Annotated in this window: 44 protein-coding genes; 3 read left to right on the forward strand and 41 right to left on the reverse strand. The window is 30.7% G+C overall.

What is annotated here, in order from left to right:
* Positions 1 to 60: 60 nt before the first annotated feature.
* From COL3_RS02700 to COL3_RS02885, 41 genes are all read right to left on the reverse strand, one after another.
* Positions 61 to 492: a phage tail tube protein gene (locus tag COL3_RS02700; RefSeq protein ID WP_008429508.1), complete on the reverse strand. Its 432-nt coding sequence runs from the start codon at positions 490 to 492 to the stop codon at positions 61 to 63.
* Between the two features lie 15 nt (positions 493 to 507).
* Positions 508 to 1617: a phage tail sheath C-terminal domain-containing protein gene (locus COL3_RS02705; protein WP_008429510.1), complete on the reverse strand. Its 1110-nt coding sequence runs from the start codon at positions 1615 to 1617 to the stop codon at positions 508 to 510.
* Positions 1618 to 1627: 10 nt separating this feature from the next.
* Positions 1628 to 2125 (reverse strand): DUF6838 family protein, encoded by a 498-nt coding sequence (locus COL3_RS02710; RefSeq protein WP_008429511.1) that lies wholly within the window; start codon positions 2123 to 2125, stop codon positions 1628 to 1630.
* A gap of 1 nt (position 2126) precedes the next feature.
* Complete coding sequence (locus COL3_RS02715) at positions 2127 to 2582, reverse strand: HK97 gp10 family phage protein (protein WP_008429513.1); 456 nt, start codon at positions 2580 to 2582, stop codon at positions 2127 to 2129.
* A gap of 1 nt (position 2583) precedes the next feature.
* Positions 2584 to 2922: a phage head closure protein gene (locus COL3_RS02720; RefSeq protein ID WP_008429514.1), complete on the reverse strand. Its 339-nt coding sequence runs from the start codon at positions 2920 to 2922 to the stop codon at positions 2584 to 2586.
* A 10-nt stretch (positions 2923 to 2932) separates the two neighbouring features.
* Positions 2933 to 3202, reverse strand: a complete 270-nt coding sequence (locus COL3_RS02725; protein ID WP_008429516.1) for a hypothetical protein — start codon at positions 3200 to 3202, stop codon at positions 2933 to 2935.
* A 16-nt stretch (positions 3203 to 3218) separates the two neighbouring features.
* Entirely contained in the window at positions 3219 to 3455 is a 237-nt protein-coding gene (locus COL3_RS02730) for a hypothetical protein (RefSeq protein WP_008429518.1), read from the reverse strand.
* Between the two features lie 17 nt (positions 3456 to 3472).
* Positions 3473 to 4723: a phage major capsid protein gene (locus tag COL3_RS02735; protein WP_008429520.1), complete on the reverse strand. Its 1251-nt coding sequence runs from the start codon at positions 4721 to 4723 to the stop codon at positions 3473 to 3475.
* A 13-nt stretch (positions 4724 to 4736) separates the two neighbouring features.
* Positions 4737 to 5414: an HK97 family phage prohead protease gene (locus COL3_RS02740; protein WP_008429523.1), complete on the reverse strand. Its 678-nt coding sequence runs from the start codon at positions 5412 to 5414 to the stop codon at positions 4737 to 4739.
* Between the two features lie 14 nt (positions 5415 to 5428).
* Positions 5429 to 6634, reverse strand: coding sequence for a phage portal protein (locus COL3_RS02745; protein ID WP_008429525.1), 1206 nt, complete (start codon positions 6632 to 6634; stop codon positions 5429 to 5431).
* An 11-nt stretch (positions 6635 to 6645) separates the two neighbouring features.
* Positions 6646 to 8382, reverse strand: coding sequence for a terminase TerL endonuclease subunit (locus tag COL3_RS02750; protein WP_008429528.1), 1737 nt, complete (start codon positions 8380 to 8382; stop codon positions 6646 to 6648).
* Positions 8375 to 8791: a hypothetical protein gene (locus tag COL3_RS02755; protein WP_008429530.1), complete on the reverse strand. Its 417-nt coding sequence runs from the start codon at positions 8789 to 8791 to the stop codon at positions 8375 to 8377. The genes COL3_RS02750 and COL3_RS02755 overlap by 8 nt, the downstream gene beginning before the upstream one ends.
* Positions 8792 to 8889: 98 nt before the next feature.
* Complete coding sequence (locus COL3_RS02760) at positions 8890 to 9168, reverse strand: HNH endonuclease signature motif containing protein (RefSeq protein ID WP_008429532.1); 279 nt, start codon at positions 9166 to 9168, stop codon at positions 8890 to 8892.
* A 154-nt stretch (positions 9169 to 9322) separates the two neighbouring features.
* On the reverse strand, positions 9323 to 9493 hold the full coding sequence (locus tag COL3_RS28520) for a hypothetical protein (RefSeq protein ID WP_008429533.1): 171 nt from the start codon (positions 9491 to 9493) through the stop codon (positions 9323 to 9325).
* Between the two features lie 19 nt (positions 9494 to 9512).
* A complete protein-coding gene (locus COL3_RS02765) occupies positions 9513 to 10268 on the reverse strand; it encodes a DNA adenine methylase (protein WP_008429535.1) in 756 nt (251 codons plus the stop codon).
* A 162-nt stretch (positions 10269 to 10430) separates the two neighbouring features.
* Entirely contained in the window at positions 10431 to 10916 is a 486-nt protein-coding gene (locus COL3_RS02770; protein WP_008429537.1) for a hypothetical protein, read from the reverse strand.
* 114 nt (positions 10917 to 11030) lie between these two features.
* On the reverse strand, positions 11031 to 11291 hold the full coding sequence (locus COL3_RS02775; RefSeq protein ID WP_008429539.1) for a hypothetical protein: 261 nt from the start codon (positions 11289 to 11291) through the stop codon (positions 11031 to 11033).
* A 10-nt stretch (positions 11292 to 11301) separates the two neighbouring features.
* Positions 11302 to 11652 carry a hypothetical protein gene (locus tag COL3_RS02780; RefSeq protein ID WP_008429541.1) on the reverse strand — a complete coding sequence of 117 codons (351 nt, stop codon included), beginning with the start codon at positions 11650 to 11652 and terminating at the stop codon, positions 11302 to 11304.
* Complete coding sequence (locus COL3_RS28525) at positions 11615 to 11767, reverse strand: hypothetical protein (RefSeq protein WP_008429543.1); 153 nt, start codon at positions 11765 to 11767, stop codon at positions 11615 to 11617. Before COL3_RS28525 ends, COL3_RS02780 begins: the two co-directional genes overlap by 38 nt.
* Entirely contained in the window at positions 11757 to 12200 is a 444-nt protein-coding gene (locus COL3_RS02785) for a hypothetical protein (RefSeq protein ID WP_008429545.1), read from the reverse strand. The genes COL3_RS28525 and COL3_RS02785 overlap by 11 nt, the downstream gene beginning before the upstream one ends.
* Positions 12201 to 12220: 20 nt before the next feature.
* Positions 12221 to 12394, reverse strand: coding sequence for a hypothetical protein (locus tag COL3_RS28530; RefSeq protein ID WP_008429547.1), 174 nt, complete (start codon positions 12392 to 12394; stop codon positions 12221 to 12223).
* Positions 12395 to 12421: 27 nt separating this feature from the next.
* The gene (locus tag COL3_RS02790) at positions 12422 to 12625 is read right to left on the reverse strand and encodes a hypothetical protein (protein ID WP_008429549.1); all 204 of its coding nucleotides are present in this window, start codon (positions 12623 to 12625) and stop codon (positions 12422 to 12424) included.
* Between the two features lie 52 nt (positions 12626 to 12677).
* Positions 12678 to 13682 carry a hypothetical protein gene (locus COL3_RS02795; RefSeq protein WP_008429551.1) on the reverse strand — a complete coding sequence of 335 codons (1005 nt, stop codon included), beginning with the start codon at positions 13680 to 13682 and terminating at the stop codon, positions 12678 to 12680.
* Positions 13682 to 14167 (reverse strand): hypothetical protein, encoded by a 486-nt coding sequence (locus COL3_RS02800; protein ID WP_008429553.1) that lies wholly within the window; start codon positions 14165 to 14167, stop codon positions 13682 to 13684. The genes COL3_RS02795 and COL3_RS02800 overlap by 1 nt, the downstream gene beginning before the upstream one ends.
* 31 nt (positions 14168 to 14198) lie before the next feature.
* Complete coding sequence (locus tag COL3_RS02805; RefSeq protein ID WP_008429556.1) at positions 14199 to 14945, reverse strand: hypothetical protein; 747 nt, start codon at positions 14943 to 14945, stop codon at positions 14199 to 14201.
* A gap of 31 nt (positions 14946 to 14976) precedes the next feature.
* Entirely contained in the window at positions 14977 to 15279 is a 303-nt protein-coding gene (locus COL3_RS02810) for a hypothetical protein (protein WP_008429557.1), read from the reverse strand.
* Positions 15280 to 15408: 129 nt separating this feature from the next.
* Complete coding sequence (locus tag COL3_RS02815) at positions 15409 to 16401, reverse strand: ParB/RepB/Spo0J family partition protein (protein WP_008429558.1); 993 nt, start codon at positions 16399 to 16401, stop codon at positions 15409 to 15411.
* 10 nt (positions 16402 to 16411) lie between these two features.
* Positions 16412 to 16816 (reverse strand): YopX family protein, encoded by a 405-nt coding sequence (locus COL3_RS02820; RefSeq protein ID WP_008429559.1) that lies wholly within the window; start codon positions 16814 to 16816, stop codon positions 16412 to 16414.
* Between the two features lie 38 nt (positions 16817 to 16854).
* Complete coding sequence (locus COL3_RS02825; protein WP_008429560.1) at positions 16855 to 17448, reverse strand: DUF5651 domain-containing protein; 594 nt, start codon at positions 17446 to 17448, stop codon at positions 16855 to 16857.
* On the reverse strand, positions 17441 to 17701 hold the full coding sequence (locus COL3_RS02830; protein WP_008429561.1) for a hypothetical protein: 261 nt from the start codon (positions 17699 to 17701) through the stop codon (positions 17441 to 17443). Before COL3_RS02830 ends, COL3_RS02825 begins: the two co-directional genes overlap by 8 nt.
* Positions 17702 to 17704: 3 nt before the next feature.
* On the reverse strand, positions 17705 to 18475 hold the full coding sequence (locus COL3_RS02835; protein ID WP_008429562.1) for a ParA family protein: 771 nt from the start codon (positions 18473 to 18475) through the stop codon (positions 17705 to 17707).
* Between the two features lie 190 nt (positions 18476 to 18665).
* Positions 18666 to 19091: a VRR-NUC domain-containing protein gene (locus COL3_RS02840; protein ID WP_008429564.1), complete on the reverse strand. Its 426-nt coding sequence runs from the start codon at positions 19089 to 19091 to the stop codon at positions 18666 to 18668.
* A 10-nt stretch (positions 19092 to 19101) separates the two neighbouring features.
* On the reverse strand, positions 19102 to 19290 hold the full coding sequence (locus COL3_RS02845) for a hypothetical protein (RefSeq protein WP_008429565.1): 189 nt from the start codon (positions 19288 to 19290) through the stop codon (positions 19102 to 19104).
* Positions 19287 to 20009 carry a hypothetical protein gene (locus tag COL3_RS02850; RefSeq protein ID WP_242982091.1) on the reverse strand — a complete coding sequence of 241 codons (723 nt, stop codon included), beginning with the start codon at positions 20007 to 20009 and terminating at the stop codon, positions 19287 to 19289. Before COL3_RS02850 ends, COL3_RS02845 begins: the two co-directional genes overlap by 4 nt.
* Positions 20010 to 20219: 210 nt before the next feature.
* Positions 20220 to 20402, reverse strand: a complete 183-nt coding sequence (locus COL3_RS02855; RefSeq protein ID WP_008429568.1) for a hypothetical protein — start codon at positions 20400 to 20402, stop codon at positions 20220 to 20222.
* 10 nt (positions 20403 to 20412) lie between these two features.
* Positions 20413 to 20658, reverse strand: a complete 246-nt coding sequence (locus COL3_RS02860; RefSeq protein WP_008429571.1) for a hypothetical protein — start codon at positions 20656 to 20658, stop codon at positions 20413 to 20415.
* Positions 20659 to 20666: 8 nt separating this feature from the next.
* Positions 20667 to 20906, reverse strand: coding sequence for an AbrB/MazE/SpoVT family DNA-binding domain-containing protein (locus COL3_RS02865; protein ID WP_008429573.1), 240 nt, complete (start codon positions 20904 to 20906; stop codon positions 20667 to 20669).
* A 22-nt stretch (positions 20907 to 20928) separates the two neighbouring features.
* Positions 20929 to 21072, reverse strand: coding sequence for an aspartyl-phosphate phosphatase Spo0E family protein (locus tag COL3_RS02870; RefSeq protein WP_008429575.1), 144 nt, complete (start codon positions 21070 to 21072; stop codon positions 20929 to 20931).
* Positions 21073 to 21087: 15 nt separating this feature from the next.
* Positions 21088 to 21288, reverse strand: coding sequence for a hypothetical protein (locus COL3_RS02875; protein WP_008429578.1), 201 nt, complete (start codon positions 21286 to 21288; stop codon positions 21088 to 21090).
* A 53-nt stretch (positions 21289 to 21341) separates the two neighbouring features.
* On the reverse strand, positions 21342 to 21557 hold the full coding sequence (locus COL3_RS02880) for a helix-turn-helix domain-containing protein (RefSeq protein ID WP_008429579.1): 216 nt from the start codon (positions 21555 to 21557) through the stop codon (positions 21342 to 21344).
* A 12-nt stretch (positions 21558 to 21569) separates the two neighbouring features.
* Positions 21570 to 21776 (reverse strand): helix-turn-helix transcriptional regulator, encoded by a 207-nt coding sequence (locus COL3_RS02885; protein ID WP_008429581.1) that lies wholly within the window; start codon positions 21774 to 21776, stop codon positions 21570 to 21572.
* Between the two features lie 244 nt (positions 21777 to 22020).
* Between COL3_RS02885 and COL3_RS02890 the strand changes: the two genes are divergently transcribed.
* The 3 genes from COL3_RS02890 to COL3_RS02900 are packed head-to-tail and all read left to right on the forward strand — an operon-like array spanning position 22021 to position 24110.
* Positions 22021 to 22455, forward strand: coding sequence for a helix-turn-helix transcriptional regulator (locus COL3_RS02890; protein ID WP_008429584.1), 435 nt, complete (start codon positions 22021 to 22023; stop codon positions 22453 to 22455).
* A 49-nt stretch (positions 22456 to 22504) separates the two neighbouring features.
* On the forward strand, positions 22505 to 22918 hold the full coding sequence (locus tag COL3_RS02895; RefSeq protein ID WP_008429586.1) for an ImmA/IrrE family metallo-endopeptidase: 414 nt from the start codon (positions 22505 to 22507) through the stop codon (positions 22916 to 22918).
* A 31-nt stretch (positions 22919 to 22949) separates the two neighbouring features.
* Complete coding sequence (locus tag COL3_RS02900) at positions 22950 to 24110, forward strand: tyrosine-type recombinase/integrase (RefSeq protein WP_008429587.1); 1161 nt, start codon at positions 22950 to 22952, stop codon at positions 24108 to 24110.
* The last annotated feature ends 132 nt before the right edge of the window (positions 24111 to 24242 follow it).

Here is a 24242-nt window from a genome sequence, read left to right on the forward strand (position 1 = left end):
TATATCTAAAAAATGAGCCGCTACAAAACTAACTATGTTAGTTTTGCAACAGCCCCAATATTAAATAGTTTCTATTGGGTCAAAATCTCCAAAATTAAAAGGGAATTCTTCTTCAATTAATTTCTTAGATTCATATCCAGCTAACATAAATTCAGTTATTACAACTCCTTCTATGCTAACTTTTTCTGATTTTCCTGTTGCTGCATCAGTTAAACTTGATATCAATTTTATATCTGGCATTACACCAGACTTATAAGCATCAGCACATATCTTCCATATTGTGCTATCAATTTTTTTTACAACTAATGTTCCTTCTCCACTCCAACCATTGTAACGTGAATAAGTTGCGTTATCCCCGCAAAAATCAACGCTTTCAAAGTTTCCTTTTACCTTTGCATTGATTTTACTCAATGTGGCTAATAGTTGTCCATTAAACCATAAGTTACCACTACTACCAGTTAAGACTTTATTAGCAATTGCTTGATTAGCCATGTTTATCTACCTCCTCTATGCTAAATTAATTACGAATTTCAAATCAACCATGCTTTGCAGTACTTTTACATTCGCAGTTAAAAATAGACTCCTTTTATATGTGGTACGTCTAACTTTCAAGTCTGTCCAACTTGAAGCCTCAGAAGTTCCAGCAGTTATCCATGCAGCTCTTTGCGCCTCTACATCAATATCACTTTTATTGTCATATTCTCCATCAAGTACGTCAGTTCCATCTGCTGCTAATTCTTTAAAATACCCATTAACTGCTGAAATGAATAAAATCTGATTGTCATATTTATTCTTATATCCACCGCCAAGATAATCTTCTTTAAATGTTGTTGATATATCATCTTGCATAAGATCCATAGCTTCAACAACTTCAATTTCTTTCATATCATCTGTTGCAGTAGTTCCATTTGTTGTTGTCATTGAATTAATACCACGTGCAATTCTTACATAAGCACCATCATTTATTAAAACAAATTTACCAGCTCCAAGAGCTGCATTTCTATCATCAACCTCAGTAACTTTACTAAGATTTGTACATTTGAAATAATTGCATCCTTGGCTAATATTGCATTTTGCTAAAATACCAATTAAACTTGGGCAATATTTCTCTCCTGTTTCTTCTCCTCTTGAATCTACAAATGTTACCTTGTCATTATAAAAATTAACAACATGCTTTGAGTCAGGAGCAGTTGCTTTATAAACTACAGATTTATAGGTCTTTTTCTCCATAATCTCCTTAGTCTTTGTCCAACTTGCCAATGTGTTATATTCCTCTTGTGTTCCATCTGCAATAGTAATCCAACCAGTTTTAACATTCTGAGAAACAATATTTAATGCATCTGCAATAGTTGGAGATGTACTTTCTCCTGCTACATCTATCCTAACTATGCAAGTTTTATAAGGTGCAAATGTAAATATATCTTTAATATATTTGTAATTAGATTCTGTATAATCATCCTCCTTAACATCAGTTACAATATCGTATTCTATATAATTAAATGCTTTATTTGTATTATCTCTAATAATCAATATTGCGTAGCCTCTTTCGCTTCTGTCAACAAGAGTACCTGCCTTTTGGCGAAAAGATACATCAATGTTTGGCGTTGTAACTTCCATATAATCACTCCTATTCTTCTAAATTTAAATTGAAGTTTAATTCTTCGATATTCTCTAAATTTGAATCATCATAGATTTCTTCAAGAGAATATAAATCAAAAGTTGTTTGTAAAACACCATCAGTTGTAGTGCTTTGTATATCTCCATCCTCTACAATTGGCATATAGAATGTATCTGTAACTTTCAAATCCTCCAAGAATGCATTTTCTAATAAGTCCTGCATTCCTAAATTGTCCAGCTTTGGCTTGTTCTTATCTTTTGCAAAAAAATAAACCCTAACTGGAAGGGTTCTTTCTTTTAATTGACTATTAAATTTTCCTGATTGTGTAGTATCAAATGTAACTTTTATAGATGGTCTTATAACATTTATATATGATCCATCTGTCTCTTTTTTTAATGCTTCTGCGGTATCTTCTGATATAATTTTAACATCAGCAAACTCAGTATTTGCCAATGCAGATTTTATTGTATTATTTATAGCCTTATTTATTTGTTTCAGTGTAATCATGTTACAACCCCTTTACAAATACTTCATATAACCAGTCTTCAACATCTGAATAGAAGCCACTTTCAAATGCTTTAGCAGCCTCTTCCATGAAATGAAATCCAGGAATAAATTTTTCTTCGCCAGTTTGCTTATGAGATTGTCCTTTCGCAACGCTTTTATGTGGTTTCCACATAAAACCATCATTAAGTAAATGAGCATGTGGGCTATTATTAAAAGCTCTTGCAGACCAAACACCTCTATATTTATAAGCTTTACCTGATTTGAATCCTTTAAGTAAATTTCCTGTTTCTTGACCTATTCCTTTACTTTTAAAAACTGTTTTATTTTTTTTGTTAAGATTATTAGCTTGTTTTTTTATAAATTTTCTACTTTCTTTTGGCATAGTATCATTGGCTTTTTCAGCTAATTTTTTCTCAAATTTAGTTAACTCACTAAAATCAAACCCATCTCTACTCATACTATCCTCCTATAATCTCCTCACAGAATATTTCAAGAAACTGATGAGCAAAATAAGGATCTAATATATACTTAATATCAAATCTATGCCCTTGATGTATTAGCCACATATCTTGGGTAATATCCTTACCTGCTCCATACCTAACTTTAATTTTATGTGTTACACTGGATAGCATTGTATTAGCTTGTTGCTTTTGCAATGAACCTGTTTGTGGTATAATTTTGCACCATATAGGCTTATCTTTTATTTTTGCATCTTGAAATGTGTCTTCATTTAACTCTTCATCATGTACTTCAACTTTTCCCCACACCTCAATTTTCTTATCTAACCTTTCTACCATAACATCACCATCATATACTAATAGCTTTTAATTGAGGCATAAGGCACATATCAAAAGCAAAAGAAAATTTAATTTCACCAGATTCTAATGACCATATATCATTAACACCTATAGTTAGAGTTGCAATCCCTAAATCAGTTTCAAGAGCACTTTGGCTTACACCAGCATTTAACATATATTGTTTTACTGCCATTGTTTTTATTTTAAGCGTATCATCGGTGTAATCTCCATCTACTGCTAATCCTATCTTAACTTTTTCAAGTATTTCTTCATCATTCATACACATTAATTCCTTTCTAACCCTGACTATCAACTAAATCTACGAGAAAAGGGACTAAAATAACTTTTAGTCCCGATTTTTTCATCTCAACTTCTATTTTCTCATGTAGATTCTTATGTTCTTGGGTTGTTAATGGTTTAATAGCCTTGAAGTATATCACTGTTTCGTCTCTTTTGATTTCCGCAGCATCTTCAATTACTACATTAGCATCTTCAATCACTATATTTTCTGTCACATTTTTAGCTTTAGCCATTAATTACCGCTCCTTTCTTAAGATGCACTATAAGAATAATACACAAACGTTTCTTTAGGGAATGTTCCTTTACCACCACTATATAATTTACCTCTCCACACTGTTTTATCTTCACTGAACTTTTCTGAAGTATTTGATTCTATAGTGAATGATTCTGATTCATTTACCACATATGTGCTTAAATCTCCATAAAGTATTCCGTCTGTATCAGGCATTTGAGATGTAAATATCACAGGTTGTCCTGCTATTAAATATGGTGTTGCTGAACCATAATTATCTTGACCAGGTTGACCTTGAATTAGTGGTGTAACTGTAACAATAGGTTTTCCTGTAGAATCAGTTAATGCGAAAAATCTATTGAAGAATGTACTTCTCTTCATTACCCACGTCGCATTATCTCCGTATGGACTCTCTACTCCACCCATTATTCCAGCTATTCCCTTCCAATCTAATTCAGAATAAGTTTTTGCTGCTGAAGGAGTAGTTTTTAAAGCTGTAATAATTCCTTCAAAAGTACTGTTTGACAATGATCCGTTTAATACATAATTCTCACAAAGTATACCAATATATTTTCCTATTTCCATTGATAAATACTTTTCAAAAGCTGGAATGCTATTTCTAAGCAATAAGTTTTTAACTGTTATAGTTGCTACAACTGCCATTTGGCTTATTTTTACCTCTGTAAAGGTAAATGTTAAATTTGTTATTCCTTCATCATTAGTTGTTGGTGCATCTGCTGTACCTATTGGTAATGCAACATCACCTGTAAATCCAAACTTAGTTATAGCACTGTATAATTTACCATACTGCTTAATTACAGAATAAACATTATTTAGAGTTGTCTCTGGTACTAAGTATTCACTTCCTGTTGTAACTCCATCTCCATTCATACCATTAGTAGCTGCTCTCTTACCAAAAGCCATTATCTCGGAATCTTCTTCACTAACTTTGTTATTTAAGAAGCTCCTGTAAAATGCATCTCTGTATTTTGCAGATGATCTGTAATTTTCTTCTGTTATTTCATTCCCTTTTAAATCTTTTAACATTCCTAATCCTCCTCTTTGTTCAACTTGTGGTGCATCTTTTAATTGTTCTTGAATTTGATCTAGTCTCGCTGATACACTTCTTAAATTCTCAGTTACACCATTAAGCTCTTCAACTGTCATATCTCTATGATTTTTACATTTAGCTTTTAGTTCTGACCTCTTTGTTTCTAATTCTGTTTGTTCCCTCTTTAATTCTGCTGCCTCTTTTTGACTTAATTTCATATCTATGTCCTCCTTACATTAATTCAATTAAACTTAATAAAGCTTGTTTTGTTGCTTCGTTATTAGCAGTTACCTGTTCCTGTACATCTTCTGGTGTTGGATCTTGTGGTACTTCTTCTTCAGGTGGCGGTGTTGGTTTTGGATCTGTTCCATCTGCAGTAATTACAACTGTCTCTTCATAGGCAGGAAAAGTCACAATACTCACTTCATACACTGCATTGATTTTTGTAACAACATCAATCTTATTAGCCCAATCAGTTGCAACCATTGATTGATTATCAAACCAAAAGCTCATTCCATCCACTAGTTCTCTTTCTACTCTGTCATAAACATAATCATCTAAAAAAGTATTTCCTAACGTTACTGTTACAAATAAACCTACATCATCAATAACCGCAGTAAGATTTTTGCCATATCTGCCTAATACCATTGAAGTATCATGATTAAACAATATAACTAAGTTAGAAAAATCAACGGTAGCCAAAGCATTTCTGTCTATTTTTTCTACCCACTTACTTCCCATATTTGGATGTCCATAAACATCAAATAATATTGGATATCCTTTTAGTACTCTGACTTGTTGTCCATTTACTTCTTCTGTAGCAGCTCTAAATTTAGATTTTGCATTTTCAAAATTAACTTTTCTTTTATTTTGAGCTGTTAACGGTGATTTCTTTTCTTTATCCTCCAAATTAATTTCCTCCTTTACTTCCCATCATCAGGGTTATCTAGTGTTCCACCAACTTCATAAATTCCTGGCTCAAGTGTTTCAAAGTTCTTATTCCCAAGGAATTTATCAAGTTCAGCCGGACCTCTTGGCATTCCAAGTCTCCGTCTTATTTCATTTCTGTTCATAATTGTTCCATACACCATTTCCTTATAAAATGCTGTCTTTGCTGCCAATGTACTTATTTCCAAATCAACAGTTTCAGCCTGTATTTTGTTATTGAAGTATATTTCATTACTAGAAAACAATTTATATGTCAGTTCCTCTTCAATCTGATAAATAATAGGTTTCGCTTTATTATCAATAAACTGTTCATACTCAAGCTCTCCAGCTGTACCATTTATAATTTCATAAGATGGTCCGAAGTAATTATAAAGTTGTTTTATCACCTCAGTTAATAACTCAGTGTTTAATGGACTGTTCTTGAAATTATAAGGTAATAACTCGTACTCAGCCCCTATCATTCCCATACCAGTAGTATTTTCAGCAGTTAAAAAAGTATCTTTAAATTCCTTAAGCTTCTTTTCCATATCTGATGATTTTAATTGTGATTTAACTTGTAACAATGCTGATATTCTTCCGCTTGTTTCACTATCTCCAACCGCTTGATTTTGCATAGTACCAACTATTTTTGTATAATTGCCTGTAGCCTGTTTAGGTGCACCACCTTTGAAAGTTGGAAACCTCTGCAAATGAATGATATCGTCATAATAAAATGAATAATTTAGATTCCCATTGAATACAATTATTAACTTTCCATTTTCATCTTGAGTAAATTCAAATTGTGTAAATGGAAGTACATACATAGCAGCTAAAGTTCCATTATCATTCCACTCTGGCATAGCAAAAGCATTGTTAGCCACGAGGTAAATTGTGATCATCTGTGTCCAAAATACTTGTGGACATTGATACTTATTAGTCCTTACATTCAACACATATTGAAAACTATCATTAACCATTGTCATATTTCCTTCGGTATCGCCTCTTATGTGGTAAAACGGTACGCTTGCTATTTTTTCAGCTACAAAGTTTATAGCTGTTCTTACTTCAGGAATATCATACAATTGTCTATTTACTTGAAGTATGGAATAGCCTTGATTAAGTAAATTTATAAGTTTTGCAGCTGTGAGTTTATCCTTTTGAAAAAAGTTTGCTAAACTATTGAATAATCCTATGTTTTTCACCTCCTTTCACATCACTGATATTGTTCAAACATATCTTTGCACTTTGTATAAGCAATATAAGCACATAAAAAAGACACATATCCATCAATACGTGCCTTTGATTTTGATTTATCTGGTTGTATATCATTATTAGGCATTGTTATTTTAGCAGCAGTATTTGTGGTACACCATCTAAATAAACCATTATGCCTACTGAACTGTATTATTTCATCTTCAAACAATACTCTAGTTTCTTTCATAGGCTCTGATAAACTCTTTGCACCCATGGCTACTGGAAATAATACCCCTCGACCTTCTTTGTTTTCTAACGGAAATCCATTCATAGCCATATCTTCGCTCCATTCATCAAAGTGCCATCTATCAGCACCAATTTTCCAAAATGTAACTTGATATTTTTCTGATAATTCAAGAAACCATTCAGTAATATCGCTTTTTTTAACTAGACTTCCTTCACATACTTTGAGTAATTCATTGTTAAGTGGATCGAGTGCATTAGTATTACAAAAACTTTCATATGCCATTTTATCAGCCTTTGAATTTTGTTCAATTCTAGATTTTGCTATGAAATATTTTTGGAATAAATATAATTTTCCATTCATAGGTATTAATGCTGAAGCACAACATAAATCTGTTGTCTCTGCTAAATCAGCTCCACCTGCTGCATATTTATCCTGTATCATATCCAAGTTCATATCAATAGCACATCTATCTACATCTTGTAAATTAAAATAAACTACGCTCATAGAGCTTGCTCTATTTAAATGTTTTGCTAAGAATGATGGCATTTGAGCAGGATCTTTTAAAGCTTTTTGATATTCACCTTCAAGATAACTCATTGTTGGTCTAGCTTCAATTAAGCCTGGATTAGCTTTCACCCAACACTTTCTATCTTCTACTTTATCATCTTCATCTATTCTAAATATTATTGGGAAAAGTCTTTCTTTACTTTCACCATTTAGAACAGCTTCACATCTTTCAAGTACACTATCAAAAATACCTTCTCTTTGAAATCCAAAAGTACTAATAATAAAGATTAAAGGTTGTGTCCTAGCTCCCATGGCAGATGAAAATACATCATAGGTATTTCTATCTTTTATAGCATGCATTTCATCGATAACAACACAATGAGGATTTAATCCATCTTGTGAATTACTGTTTTTACTGCCTGCCTTCATATAACTATTTCCAGCAGGGAATAAAAACATTTCTGAATTATCTTTATCTCGTCTAGTTTTTACATGAGGTTTTAAAGCTTCACTACTTAAAGCAAAGTTTTTAGCTGCTTCATATACTATACTTGCTTGTTGCTTTTGTGTTGCAAGACACCACACTTGTGCAGCTGGTTCTCTATCACACATCAGCATAAAGTCAGCTATAGCTGAAACAAATGTGCTTTTCCCCCACTTTCTAGCAACTAATAAAGCCATTTCCTTAAAATATCTTACTACCATGTTTAATTCAGTATCATATATTTTAAATCCAAATACACATGCTGCAATATATTTTTGTTCAATGCTTAATTCTAAAGGCTGCCCTGCCCAACGACCTTCTCTATGTTTTACTAATCTACAGAAATCAATAAATGCTTCAACATCTGTATCATCATAAAATACAGTTTTACTTTTAAGAAGTTTCTCAATTAGTTTTTTGAGCTTTTTAATATCTTTTCCATGATTTTTAGGTTTTGCTGAAACATAGTCATGCCACTCTTTTATATATTGTGGAACTTCAATCTTTGTTTTAGCCATTCTTACCACGATTTATTATTTTAAACAATTGGTCATTTTCATTTGTTTTTTTCTTTGGTTCTTCTGGCATGAGATCAGTTAATTGTTTCATTATTCCCATGTGATTTTTTATCATAGTATTATATATTTCAACCTCTGGACTTTTCTTTGTACCAAACTGATTCTCCCCATTTTTATATTCACTAACTGTTCCTTCACAATTTATTGTTTCCTGAAGATCTTCTAACGTAACTGTCATGAAAGCAGCATTTTTTACTAAAGAAGATACTTTATCCATAGTATTTTCTGGCATATCTTTAAACAATTTTTTAAGCCTATTAATCTCTTTTTTAATTCTTTTTTCTTTTTCTTTCTTTAGTAAAATCCTTTGTTGTCTTTCAATTTCTTCCGATAAAATATCATCTTTCATTATCTACACCTTCCTTCATACCACACCCCTCATGCGTGCAACCCTCGAGTGAAAAAGAAGCTCCCCTATACGGTCTTTTAAGATCTCAAAAATTCAGCTTACCCCGGGGGGATTAAAAATTTTTGTAGTCCAATACTTCTATCATGTTCTTCTTCATGGCAATCGTTGCAAATGTATTCTAAGTTATTAGGATCGTAGGCAACATTCCAATCATTCTTATTCTCATCTGTTAACCACTTCTTATGATGTACTATCTTACCAGGTACTATCTTACCTTTCTTCTTGCACCTCTCACATAGTCCATTACTTCTAGCTATTACATACGCTCTTGCTTTCTTCCATTCTTTTGTTTTATATATTTCGCTATGCCTAGCCATGTTACCACCTTATCCTTATGCGCCCTGCATCCCATGCATGTATCTGCTATATTGGATAATAGCAAGTCAGTACGCTTTAACGTCCTCTAATATATTCTTAATAATATTAGTGCTCGGATTTGAACCGAGACAGCACATAGTATTTATTAACTGTTTATTTTTTTCTTTCACTATTTTTAAAACATTCTTTTATCCCCTCATATTTATTTAGTCTTAATTTATCTATGTCACAAGTCTTATACCTATCACAAGCAGGATTGCCAACCTTACATAAACATATTAGATTAGCTTTGTTCCATCTTGTATAACACTTATAAGTTGGCAACCTCTTCACCTTCTTTTATTTAGTAGTTAGTAATTATTAATTCTGCATACTTTCCTCTTGCCTTACTCTCTCTGGATATAGAATAATTAACCTCAACCTCTTTTATTTTAAATTGCTTATACCATTCTCTTACTGCAGGATGATCATTAATTGTTACAAGAAATTTTCCTTTAATATTTGTAAGTTTATCTCTTAATAATAAATGTTCCTTTTCACCAAAACTATTTCCATAGCCTGCTGTTTCCCAATAAGGTGGATCACAAAAGAAAAAAGAATACTCTCTATCATACTTATCAATCACTTTTTCAAATGATAAGTTTTCAACATACGTGTTTCTCAGTCTTTCTTTTAACTCCTGTAGCACGTTCTTGTAGAATATTTGTGGTGATGGTTTTGTATTTGTTCCATATCCGTAATGATTTCCTTTACCTGCAAAGCTTTGTGTTATTAAATATAAAAACCTCACAGCTCTATGTATTTCTGTGAGGTATTCTAAGGTACAGTGCTTATATTCTTCAAATATATCCCGCCCTGAGAATTCATATTCTAGTTGTCTTTCTATTTCTGGAGCATGGTGCTTAATCATTTTAAATAGGTTTATTAATTCCTTATCAATGTCATTAATTACTTCTACCTTGCTTTTTTCTTTACCAAAGTACACCCAGCCAGCTCCAAAGAACAATTCTACATAACACGTATGCTCTGGAATCATTTCAATAATTGTCTTTCTTAGTTTGCTTTTTCCTCCCATTCGAGTAATAGGTGGTTTCATCATAAGTAATCACGTCCCTTCTGGATCTCCAGACATAATAAAAAGATATCTATAAAAATATAAATATCTTTTTATTAAGAGGAATCAGTTTTATCTTTTGTTTGTTGGTTTTTCAACCACTATATACAGTATATCACTTGACATGGTCTTACTACTGTCAACTTTTTAATAATAATTAATTCTTTCCACCTCTCCAGCTCTTAACCCTCTATTATGTGCGAATAAAAGTCTAGCTCTCTTTAAATATCTGTATGCAGTACTTTCGCTTATACTTAAATCACTACACGCTTTTATAACTCTATTTCTTATCTCACCTTTTTTTATTTCTTTATCAGCTTCAGTAAAATATACCGCTTTAATTAAAGGTAATATTGTAATTCTCGTAAATACATCAGCTTCAAATTCTTTCATTGTTTTTTCCACTGCCTCTAAATCTTGTATTTCACTTAGTTTTTCTTCAATTGCTTTATCTGCATAAATAAGTTGTGCTTCTGTTGGACTTCCACCTTTTGTACCTTTTCCCATTCTCTTAACTACTGTATTTATAGCTTCATTCCTTATTTTTTCTCTATATTCTATAGCGGACATACCTACTAACGCATAAAATCTAAATGCCTCTGTTGCATAATCTCTAATATGATCCTTCTTCATATGCTCACTACTCCTTCAACATATTTTATGATATAATGTTTGAAGGATCTGCACATTAGAGTATTAATGATCTCCCAAATTATTAGATGCTCTAATGTGCTTTTGTTTTATATATTAACAATACGATTCAACTATCTTTTCATCATCTTCTTTGTGCCTATCAAATCTAACCATCCCTTCAGGTATTTTTCTTCTTAATGTTTCTAAATCATCACTTAAAATAACTATATTGGTTGGTTTATTAACATCAAATAATCTTGCTACATAGCTATTAATATAATCGATAGGATGATCATATATAACTATAAAAGGCAGCTTCATTCTGCTAACATTGACCTGATTAAAACTTTCTATTATTACATCCTTATTTTTCATACCTCTTCACCTACTCTTTTACATCAATTTCAATTCCAGTTTCAGCAATCCAGCCTCTACCTGAAATAAGTTTATCTTTATGCTCTAAATTAATATCCTGAATTAAATTAGGCTCGTCCAAATCTAAAGCTTTTTTATGACATCTCCATAAAATAAGAATGCAAATCTGTATCACATCAAATGTTTCTCTTATGACTTCTTTTAAATTTAATAATGTTTTATCATTATTGTAATTGTTCAAGGCTTTTATTACTTCATAAAACTCTTCCTTAAGCTTTTCTGATATTTCTTTAATTGGCAGCGTTTCATTATCGATTGATAATTTATGATTTTTCTTTAGTACATGCATTAATAATTTCATCTTTACTCCTTTCCTCTTCAGCTAAACTTTTAACTATTTGAGACATAGCTTCATCACCTGTTATTTCACATTTAAACCATCTTGTTATTATAATTTCAAGTTTTTCATTTATCATGATCTTTCTTATATCCCCTAATATTTTTTTGTTTCCAAATTTCAATATCTTCTATGGTAAGAGAAAAATATTGTTCTGCTGAATAATAAGGTACATTCGAATGAATGCCTGGCATTATTTTGTCATACTGATAATACATTATCTCTAAGAAGCCTGTTTTAACCATCTTTTCTCTTTGATACTTTGTAACATTGAATTTATTATTAAATATTGATGGATGTATTCCATAAGCAGCATGTTTGTATTTATTATAAAGATCCATCCATGTGATACCATTCTCTAATAATTTATCTATTACAATATCCTTTGTATCTTTACTTTTTATTTTCATTCCTAACTCATTACACCAATTTATCAGCTGCTCTTTAGTAGGATTGATTCTAAATCTTGTACAATCTTCAATATAATCATTTATGTCATCATATTCATTCATTTACTCCACCCTTTTCAGTATTATTCAATTCTTATATTTGTATCCTTGCTATATTTGACACTTTTGCAAGCAATTATAGTTCTACATATATTAGTTACAATAGTACTAATTACTTCTCCAACCACATATATAATAATTACTGTTCCTATGAATATCCATCCACTCGAAAATATATATTTTAATATTTCTAACATGTTTTAACGCTCCTTCATCTTTAAGTATTACCTATTCCTTGTAATTGGTTCGTTCTTCCACCATCTTTGGTTTGTACATTCACTCTCTAGCCATTTAATCGCACCTGTATCTTTAACTTCTTTCTGAAACTCTCTTACTTCTTTCCTTGGATGGTCAGGGAATTCAAGAAGCAAAGCTAAAGAATCCACCGCCCTCTCTTTTGTCCCAAAATAAACTTCATAATTTGTCATATCTAAATCCTCCTGTAATCTACATACTCTAGCCTTAAATTTACCAAACTTTCTATAATTGAAAACTAATCTGATTCGCTATTACTTGATCACGTACCCAAGGTTCATAATCTTCCCACTCACATGCTTTGCAAATTCTTGAATTAACCCATCTTTCAAAATGTTTTAATCTAATATCTTTTTTGTCGTTATATACCATTACATATGGTCTTATTCCCATTTCATCGAGTTTTCTAAATCTGTACATATCTTCTTCAAAGCTAGTGTTAAACCCCACCAACATGAAGCACATATGTCTCCAAGCTTTCATATACTTAAGCAACACTTTTATTCCATCAAGTACCTGGCTTTCATACCCCATTAAATCCCAAGCATAGTGGACACTTCTAAGGTGCTTTACTTCACTTAAAGCCTTTGCTATATCATCATTTACTAGTCTTACATCACAGCCTTGGTTAATATCAACTATGAGTTTTCGTTCTTTAATTTCTTTAAGCTTATCTATACAATTAGGATCTGCTGTAAGATTATTATCATGAAGTATGATTACATTTGATTTAGGATTTATAATGTCTTTAATTTCAGCTACATTATGAAATTTGCCCTCCTTCTTTGGTACAAAACAAAATCCACATTCCCTTACACAACCTCTACTAGTAAATCCCATGCCTGCATTGACTATTTCAGTTGCCTTTTCCGTTTTGCGTTGCTTAGTCATTATTCCTCGCATACGTGCTGCAATCATTTCAGCAGTATACAGATTGTAGTCAGGTTTCATATTCTCTATTACTGGATCAAGTTCTTTATTAACATCAAAGCCAGTGCCGCCAATTTCAATCTTATCTCCATATTGCTCCTGGAGCTTTAAACATATCTCTTTACTTCTAGTAAAAATAGCACTGGCAAATATCCTTTCATATTGCTTATTAGGTTGTACGAATTCAACTTCCTCACCTAAACTTTTATAATAGTTGCTTAATTTCATAAGTGCTAAGTTAGGAATTTTACTATCAATGTCTATCAATCCTATTGCCACTTCATCACACCTTTTCTGCATTAATTTTTTAATATTTCAATTTGCATTCCATTTAGCTTTTCACCAAATTCTTTATTGGCTGCCATGTCTTTAATAAATGTTGTTGCTATACAAGTTGCAAGTAATCGTCTATGCTCTTCACTCATATTTTCATTAAATTTCAAAGCTAATACTACTTCCGCATTATCACCACAAGTTAAATATGCATCTGTAATGTTTTCTGTTATTGTAGGATCTACTGCTTTTAATCCTTCCATTAAATCCACTTTAAATTCCTCTTCACAATTAATTGTTTTTATAATTCCCTGCTTTTCAAGTTCTCCATGCTCTGCTATCATATTTAGATTCCAATTTGATTTATTATTAAATCTTTCTGAATTCTCATATTCACTTTCTATCTTTCCACGTTCAGGTATAAAGCTAATTATTTTATACCCTTCGCTTGTACTATGAACTTCTACCCAATTAAGACTGTTATTAATCTTAAATAATAATGTATCTTCCATCAGCTCCTCATCCTCTCCAACATAAATTTGATTAAATATTAACTTTCTTCAATCTATCGCTTATACTCAAATGAGTTTTATTTAATATCTGAGCTATTGCATAATTGTCATAGCCTTTATTATGAAGCTCTATCATTAATGCATTCTCTTCAGAAGTCCATTTTATTTGATTATCCAATGGTACTGGTCTATAAGGGACTGCTAAATCATATAACCGTCTTTTTATAGCACATTCAGTTCTATTAAATTCCTTTGCCAAGTCTTTATATGTATACCTGCATGATTTAGTCTTTTCTATCAATAGTGAATCTTCTGATTTAGTCCAAGGTTTATTATGTGTTCTTTTAGTTGGATTGCTTTTATCTGCCTTCCTCTTTTCACTTACCCATGAAGGTTCTTCTCCAAGTGTTCCCTCTTCAAATTTAGAAAAATTTAATAATTGCTTATGCTTCTCTGCCCATTTCCAAAACTGATCTAAATCAACTTTTAGCACTCTTTTCGTTTTTACTATTTTAGTTACTGTAGGTAATCCATTGCTTACAAATTTTTCTTTCATCCATGAATAACTACTTTCCAATCCTAAAGCACTTAATAATTGTCTGAAGGTAAGTTGCTCTCCACTTTGAATAAAACTCCCTAAACCTATCTTTTGAGCCTTAATTACAATTGCTACATCAGTTCTATTTAAATTTACTGCTAAACATTTAATTGACTTCATTCCCCAATTTTCTTTTAAAAAATTAATCTCATTTTTGTTCCATGCTCTATTAGATCCCATAAAATCACATCCTTAAATTTAGACTAATATTTTAATATTCTTTGTTACCTCTTAAATCTTCTTTTGCAAATCTCCAAATTATTCTAGCGTTTGTATGAACCTCTTTTAAATATCTGCATATATCTTCTAGCCTGTCCTTCTCCTCTGGTTTTTCTCCACGTTTAAGTAATCTTCTATATTCACACCTTATATAGCTCCATCTGTTATATGCCTGTAGGCTATCCTTCATCAATTTAAATGCTTCTGTAATATCATTTTCCTGTAATATTGAATATCTTTTTTCTATAGAATTTAATATGTTAACTTCTTCTCTATATTTATCCTCATAGTCCATTTAATCATCCTTTAAATCATGTTCTTGAAGAGGGCTTTTATTTCCCTCTTCAGTTTATTTATTGCAGTAACCTTAACATTAGCTATTGTAATCCCTGCTACTAACACTCCCAGTCCTGCAAGCTTAATTCTATGTTTGAGTATTTAACCAATTTACACATGTTTGATGTTTATTATCGCTTGTACATGTAATGGCTAGATCACAAATTCCAGCACAGCCGCCACCACCATTACACCTATCACATATGAAATCTGCTAACTCATCAATATTCATTTCTCTAATTCTGTCAATCATTTTCTTTGCCAGATAGTTAGGTATCTTCCGCTCTACTATTTCTCCTGTTTTGGTATCAACAATATCATTATCAATAATTGCTAGAGCATTCTCCTCTTCATAACCTTTCTGAATTGGTAAATCTTCTATTTTTTCTTTAACATCTTTTATAGATATATTTCCCTTTTCCTCATACTCTTTTAATATTTCTTCTTGTTGATCCTGTGGTAATTTAGAAAGTTCATAGGCAGTTGAAATATTTACTTTTTCTTCTTTAAATTCTTGTTTAAAATCTTCCGTTAAATTCTTAGATATGCTCTCCATTCTTGCTACTTGTGTAGGTGAAGTATTCAATATATCCGCTATTATTTCTCTTACTCTTCCAGGTAATTTATCTTTTTTCTTATATTCAATTAGCAGCTCTTTTAGCTTCTCTGCCTGTTGAGTTTTTTCCCAATCTGTAAGCTGCCTTGCAGTGGAATTTGTTATTAATAATAATAGCTTGTCCTTAATAGAATCTTCTTCATTCTCAACTTTACATGGTGCATATTCAAATTGCTGCTTTCCTTCTTCAAGTAACTTTTTTAATGCTAAATATCTTCTATGCCCTGCAATTATTTCATATTTTCCACCATCTACCTTCTTAACTACTAAATTTTGTTGAACTCCAAATATTTCAATAGAATCCTTTAAACTTTTCAATTCCTCTTCAGCTGTAGAATAAAAATTTTCTCCTGAAGGTATTAGATCATTAACATTTATTTGAATAGTTTTGAACCTGGCAACCTTCTCAGATTTTTTGTTTTCTTCTGAACTATTATTCAATAGCTCTAACATATTAAATCCCATGTTTTTCACCTCACATGAACTGCTCTTTTAATTCTGGATTTTGATATATGTTTCCTATAATCTTATCTATTGCAGTTTCACTAAATAAATTAACTGCTCTTTGTTCTTTATGATTTACAATCCACCAGGCACATTCCATAAAATCAACAACTCCTGTTATATCTTCTTCACCTGGCACTCCAGCTCTTCTCTCTATAACGAAACCTTTATATATCTCTTTGTCGTCTATGGTATTTTTATTAGCATACTGAATAGGTATTAAATGAACATTCTCTGCTGTTCCCTGTAAGTTTCCTTTTTTATCAAAGCTCTGGACTGTTCCATCTGCTATTGCTATACTGCACTCCATATAATCAACTATCATATTTTTCTTTTTGTCATAAAGCTTAAATTTCAATTTGTAGCTATCACTCATATTCTCACTCCTTAAATGTGTCCGAATCGGACACATTTTTATTTTCTAAATTGATTTTTAACTTTTAAATTTTCCTTTATTTTTTCAATTCTTTTTACTTCTTCTGGCTTGCATTTTGATAAATCTACAGCATATGGACAATTCTCCTCTTCATCTACTCTTACAAGGCTTATATCATCAAATGCCTTATATAAGAAGCATGTCTTATAATCACATTTACAACCAACACATTTAATTTCAGCTAGTTCCTCTATTATTGGATCAAATTTTTCTCTTTCCATAACAATATATTTAAGTTTATCTTTATAATCTCTATACAACTTTTGAACTGTATAATCATCTACTAATCTATAATCAAATTTTAATAATTGTTTTTTTAATTTTGCTTTTTCAGCTTCATCTATATTTTCTTCTATCTCTTCACAAAACTTGGTTAAATAAGTCTTTACCAACTTAATACTTTTTTGCATCAACTGTGTGAACATACCTTTTTTTGACCATTCAACCCATATTTCATTAGTCATTTTATTATTTAGGTTTCTTTCTCCATTTATCATTTGAATGAACGACTTAGAAATCATATAAAAATTTCTTTCTTCTGAATTTAAATAACCTCTTTTAAAATTACTCAACTCCATGCACCTTCTTTCTTAGGATCAACTCTATATCATCACTTATTCTTTTAATCTGAGCATTGTTTAATCCATTTCTTTTCATGGCTTCTATAACTGAATCTATAAGATAACTTTCAAACTTTTGACATCTACTATTTACCTGCCAATTAATTACTTCCTGATTTAAATTGGCTGCCATCTTCTCAACTGCACCTTTTCCAATTTTCTTATCTACTCTTTTTCTCATTTTTCTATCTTCAGCTCTTCCCATGATCTACACCTCTTGAATTTTTAAATATTCTTCTACAAGCTCTAAATAATCTTTAGCTGCAGCATATCTTTTTGAACACTCTAAAATCGGCTTGCTTTCAAATGAGCTTTCATCTATCTTTACAGTTTTTCTAATATGTGACTTGAACATTGGATATTTAGCTTGATTGTTTAAAAACTCTTCTCCCTGCTGATTCACTTTATTTCTGCTAAATTGGGTTACAAAACAACCTATTAATTTTAATCCTGGATTAATTTTCTTTGCGTTTTCTATCTGATCCATTAATTCTTTCATCCCATCAAAAGCAAATTTATCTATTTTGATAGGTATTAAAACATCATTACTTGATATTAATGCATTAATTACACTAATATTTATTCCTGGTGAATTATCTATGACGCAATAATCATATTCGCCCTCTATCTTCTCTAATGCGTTTCTTAATATCATTCCTTTGAAACTACTACTATTTTTTATTAAATGCTCATTTGCTTTTAATAAACTCATATTAGCTGGGATCAAATCTAAATTCTTATATTGAGTTGGAACTATTACATCCTCTATATCAACACTTTCATTCATAATATCTGAAATGCTTGGCTCTTCTTCGTCATATAAATTAAAAAGCTTTGTTGTATTGCTCTGACTGTCATTATCTATTAATAAAACTTTTTTATCGTGGGCTGTTGCTAGTATATGAGCAATGTTTATACTGCTCATAGTTTTACCAACTCCGCCTTTAAGATTAATAATTGAAATAACTTGCATACTCATAATTACTGATCCTCTTCTCTTATTTATTTTTTAATTTAATATCTACCATGAGATATTCTCTTCTGAACTTTTCGCATGTTTTCAAAACTATGCATTGATGCTTGTCTTTGACCTTCTTTTTCTAATTGCCTTTTTTCGCTCTATATCCTTGACAGTTTTCTTCATAAGTTCATGAAGTGTAAATTTTTGCTTATACTTCATCTCTTTTAGCCTCCGCTAATTCTCCTGATACCATTTCCCTTATTACTTCTGTCCTTGGCTTTGATAAATAATTTTCAATTACATCTGCAGCTTCTCTCCACCCATAACATACTGAAACAAAATATCCTTGTTCTTTTAATAGCTCTATCCATTCATTTTGAACTTTACTGGTTTTATTTTTACCAGCTTTAAGTTCAATATAAAGTCCAAAGAATCCACCATGTGGTGAAGGTAAAGCTAAATCTGGAACACCAGCCTTTACTCCTTGACGTTTTAATGATGCTGCTTCTTTTTTATCTCTTCTTCCACCGTTTGGAATGTGATGCAGCAAACGTAACTCTGAAAATTTTTGTTCATGATATCCCGCCCATTGGAACAAATATCTTTGTTCTTGTGCTTCTGTTGCTGATAACATATAATTCCTCCTATTCCTGGCTTAAATATTCCCTTAATGAGTCAACCCACTCTCTAAGCTCGTCTTTTTGCTCATCAAGTGTTAAATCCCAATCTCTTATAGCCTTATCTATTTTTTCAAGCTCTTCACTTGCATGTTCGCACTTGGTTTTTAACCTTCTTATTTCTCCATCTCTTCTTATATTGGTTAAATAGCTCATTCATTTTTCACTTCCTTTTCAGGAACTTTTATTATTGTATATTTGAAATATCCGTAACCTGTAAATTTATTAACTCCTTTGTATATGGAATTTTTGTCTATATAATATCCTTTCTTTGCTTGTGGTACAGTTCTATACCATTCCCTTGTACTTATGATTATTTTGTTTGGCTCTGGTATTATTAAATTTTTACTACAATTCCATCTCTTACTTTGAAGTTCTTTACTTTTACTTGTTTGTTTTATAAGATAAGCTGCTAATTCTGCATACTGACCTGTTTCATCCAAAGGGAATACTTTAACTCTTCCCTTTGTCCAACATTTTTGAAGTATTTTAGTATCTATGTAATTTATAACTAAATGGTGGTGTCTTGCACCTTTACTTCCAACTTCCATTACATGTATATACTTAAATTCCTTACCCTGTTTTTTATATTCTTTTCTTAGTTCTCTAAGAGCTTTATCTATATCTTCTCGCATCTGTTCTTTTGTATCTGGTCTTTCATCTTTTCTATAATCAAATACAGTATGAAAATCTCCTTCTCCAAAATTTGCATTTATTCTATGTCTTAATTTTTTCTCTGCTAATTTTAGATTTATATCTTTTTGATCTTCACTAGTTGGATTTACAACTTCTCCTCTTTTTACACCTTTAGCTTTATATCTAAGTGTGTAATATTTTTCCACCTCTACTGTTTTACCAGCATTAGTTATACTCATGATGTAGGGCATATCTATAACCTCTCTTTCACTCTTCTGTTAATGCTAAATATTTTTTATTTCTGTCCTAAAGTTAATAGATTTATCAAGTCTCAAAGCCTTGATTTTATTGATTTTTTGCCATACATTTGGTATACTATTTTTACAGAAGTTATTACTAAATGTATAGCTTACTGACTATGATTGTTTCCCCAATCATAGTCAGTTTTTTTATATTCTCTTTTGTAATTTTTTAACATTTTTATTCACACTACTTTTCTTATGTAGCTTGTCCTTTTCATTCAATTTGTTATTTTTTGCAGTACATCTTGGGCATATATAGCCTCCTGAAGGAATATTCTGCTTTATGCTTATGTTCCAATACAAATTACAATCAATACACTTTCCTGTCATAATATTGCCTCTAAGCCATATTCCAGAATAAAAGTATTAGAGCTAATATTACTATTGTTAATAAAACCGCTCCCTTTATGATGTATACATCTTCTCTTCTTCTTTTCTTAACACAATCAATAGCTGCACTAAGAGCTATAACATCTTTAGTAAACACTTCATCCGCATCTTCAATACTTGCCATACATTCAGCATTTTCTTTCAAAGATTCTAACTGTTTGATTACATCTTTTTTACTTATAATTCTAGTAATCATAAGCTTTCCTACTTTCTAATTTCATTTAAGCAGTTTTTACAAATGTTTTTACCTTTATAGTTAATTACATCTTTACCTTCGCCACAGAATATACATGCTGGCTCATATTTCTTTAAGATTATTTGGTCTCCATCTACAAAGATTTCTAATGCATCCCTTTCTCCAATGTCCAAAGTTCTCCTTAGCTCTATTGGAACTACAATCCTTCCAAGTTCATCTACTTTTCTTACTATTCCTGTTGATTTCATATTTTAGTTCTCCTCTCAATTTTTAATTATTTTTATATGAACAATGTTCATTCATATACCTATCTAGTTTTTGACTTGCTTGTACTACTTCTTTACAAGTCATATCACTGTATTTTTCAATAGCCTTATGCATATTCTCTCTTAGCTGCTCTCCTCTCTTATCCATTTATAATTCCTCCTATTAGCAATATATAAATACTATTTCTTGTAACGCTTCTTTAATAAGTTTTTGCAATACCTCCATGTTAAAGAATTTGATATTATACTCTTTTTCTAAGATTTCAATGATCTTAAATAAATCAACTTCTTTATTCTCTTCTAGAACAACTTCTGTTACTTTTTGTACAGCTTCTCTTACTTTTGGTGTAATTGGTTTTTTCATACTTCTCTTCTCCTTACTTTTTTATTTATGTAAACATCAAATGATGAATAGAATTAATTTTGTTGCGACACCAATAATTCCTTAACATTATTTAAATCTGAATAGTCTTTTCCACTTGCATTTATAATAAATCTTTCAAGTTCTAAAGATGTGATTTTAAGTGCTCCGAGTTTAAGTGCTTGTAAATGCCCAGCCTTTATAAGCTTATATGTATCAGACACATTTATTTTTAATTTTTTAGATGCTTCTTTTATTGTGTATAATTCCATAAGCTTCTCCTCCTAACCAGTAATTTGTAAATCTTTGAATATTTCATCTGTTGTACATTTATAAGTATCAGCAAGCCTTTTAATTAATTGTGGTGAAGGGCTTGTCCATCCTTGCTCCAATTTATAAAATGTACTTTTAGTTATTTTTAGAGCTTTCATAGCCTGCTCACTGTCTAAGCCTACATTTAATCTTCTTAATCTTATTGGTGTTAATTTCATTCTTCTTACCTCCTTTGGATTAAATTGTATTATTAGGTGATTTAATTGTTATATTAGGTGATTTTTTGTCTTAGTGTAGTTCTATTATGTCATAATTCATGACAAAACAAAACTACTATTTTATCATAAAATATGACAAAAATCAAAGTTATATTTCTCATGCTTTAATTTTCTTTAATTTCCTCAAAGTTGCTATTGATTTTGTCATTAATTATGATAAAATTGTCATAGAGGTGAATTTATTATGTTAGGTGATAAAATAAAAAATCTTAGAAAAAAGAAAGGTTTAACTCAGCAAGAGCTTTCGGACGCTATTGGTGTTAGTCGTTCTACTATAGGCATGGTTGAGAAAAATTTACAAGGTACAGGTAATGAAACACTTATAAAATTAGCAGATTTCTTTGGTGTAACTGTAGATTATTTACTTTCTGATAATGAACAAATAGAAAACATAGAAGAAATAAAAAAAGAAAGAGATTACTCTCTTTCGATTAAAGAACAAGAAAATATTGATGATGAAGCCCAAAAAATCATTAATGAATTATCAATGTCATTTTCTAAGAACAAAGATTCTCTAAGTGAGGAAGATTATTTTGCTATCGAAAATGCTATTCGAACTACACTTGAAGCTATAAAAATAAAAAATAAAAAGAAATTTACACCAAAAAAATATAGGTAATTTATTTCAGTTTAATTTAATGGTTGTATTGGGGGTGAGTGCTTTGAGTATGATTTCGTATATTCAAAGTGTTGCTGATGGAGTAATTAATGACTATGATGATCTCAATCCTGTTCATATAGTTAAAAGTTTAAAAAGAGTTGAGTATAATACCCAACCGCTAACTAAAAATATAAATGGATTTTATAAATATATATCTCCAAATAAACAAATGATTGTTGTCAATGAGAATTTATCTGATGAAAATTTCTATGTGACTTTGTTTCATGAACTGTCACATTATTTTTTAGGTCATCAAAATACTCTTCTTTTAAATTCATCATTGACTATGAATTTAAAAGAAGAGTATCAAGCTGATTTATGTGCAACTTATTTGTATTTAAAGTATATAAAAAAACATAGATGTTGTGATAATATCACTTATCCTAAAAGAGTTTGTGAATTAATGCAGCATTTTATATAAAAATATTATTTAAAAACAAGGAGTGATTTTTATGCGTGGAAGCGTACGAAAAAGGGGTAACATATGGTATTATCGTTACCGTGAAAATGACAAATTAATTGAAAAAAGAGGAGGTTCCAAGGAAGAAGCCGAAGCTAAATTAACTGAAGTTTTATACAGAATGAATAGTGGTTATATATCAGATTCAGATATGCTATTAAAAGATTATATGCTTATGTGGATTGATGATTATATAAAAGGCGAAAAAAGTGAAAACACCTATAATAAATATATGCAAACAATAGAAAAATATATCAATCCCATGATTGGATCTATTAAACTTAGCGATATTAAAGTTATGCATATTGAAAAATTTATCCGAGATTTAAAAAAAGTCAAAGTAAATACTAATAAATTGATTTCTCCAACTTCTGTTCAAAGTTATTATGGAATTTTAAGAAGTGCTCTTAATAAGGCAGTTAAATTACAATTAATAAATAATAGTCCTTGCAGATTTGTAGATACTCCTAAGCGAACCAAATTTAAAGCTAATATACTTACAATAGAAGAATTGAAACTCATATATCAAAAAGTAAATTCAGATTCATATGAAGATTATATATTTAGGCTTGCTTTAGATATTACATCCGAAACTGGATTAAGACGTGGTGAATTATGCGGTTTAGATTTAGATAAGCATATTGATACTGAGAAACAAACATTAAAAGTTCGTCAGGCTTTAATAAGAGTTAAAAATACTTATGTGTTGTCTGAAAAATTAAAAACCGAATCATCTTACAGGACACTACCAATAAGTAATTCTCTATGTAATAAAATTGAAAATCATAAGAAAATATTGAAGATGAAGCGAATAAAATATGGAGAATTTTATATAAAAAATAAATTTGATGATAAATATCCTAATCTTTTATTAGTTCAGGAAAACGGAAAATTTATAATTCCTTCAAGTTTACTCCAGAGAATAAAAAGATTAATGAAATATTGCAATATAGAAAAAAATATACGTTGGCATGATTTAAGGCATACTAATGCAACCTTATTATTAGAAGGTGGTGTAAGTATGAAAGTTCTTCAAGAAAGATTAGGTCACTCCTTAATGCAAACTACCAGTGACATTTATGCGCACGTTACTGATAACTTAAATAGAGAAGCGACCCAAACTATTTCAAATATTTTAGATTTAACAAAATAATTAAATTTATATTAAAGTAAAAGTACCTCTTTGTTTGCTTTGTGGGCAAAATGTGGGCAAAGCAATATTAATATATCGCTCAACCGTTCATTTACCTTGATGCGAGATAAGCCATAAGCCGAGTTCTGTATT

The sequence above is a fragment of the Clostridium sp. LS genome, from assembly GCF_002760435.1.
Taxonomy (GTDB): domain Bacteria; phylum Bacillota; class Clostridia; order Clostridiales; family Clostridiaceae; genus Clostridium.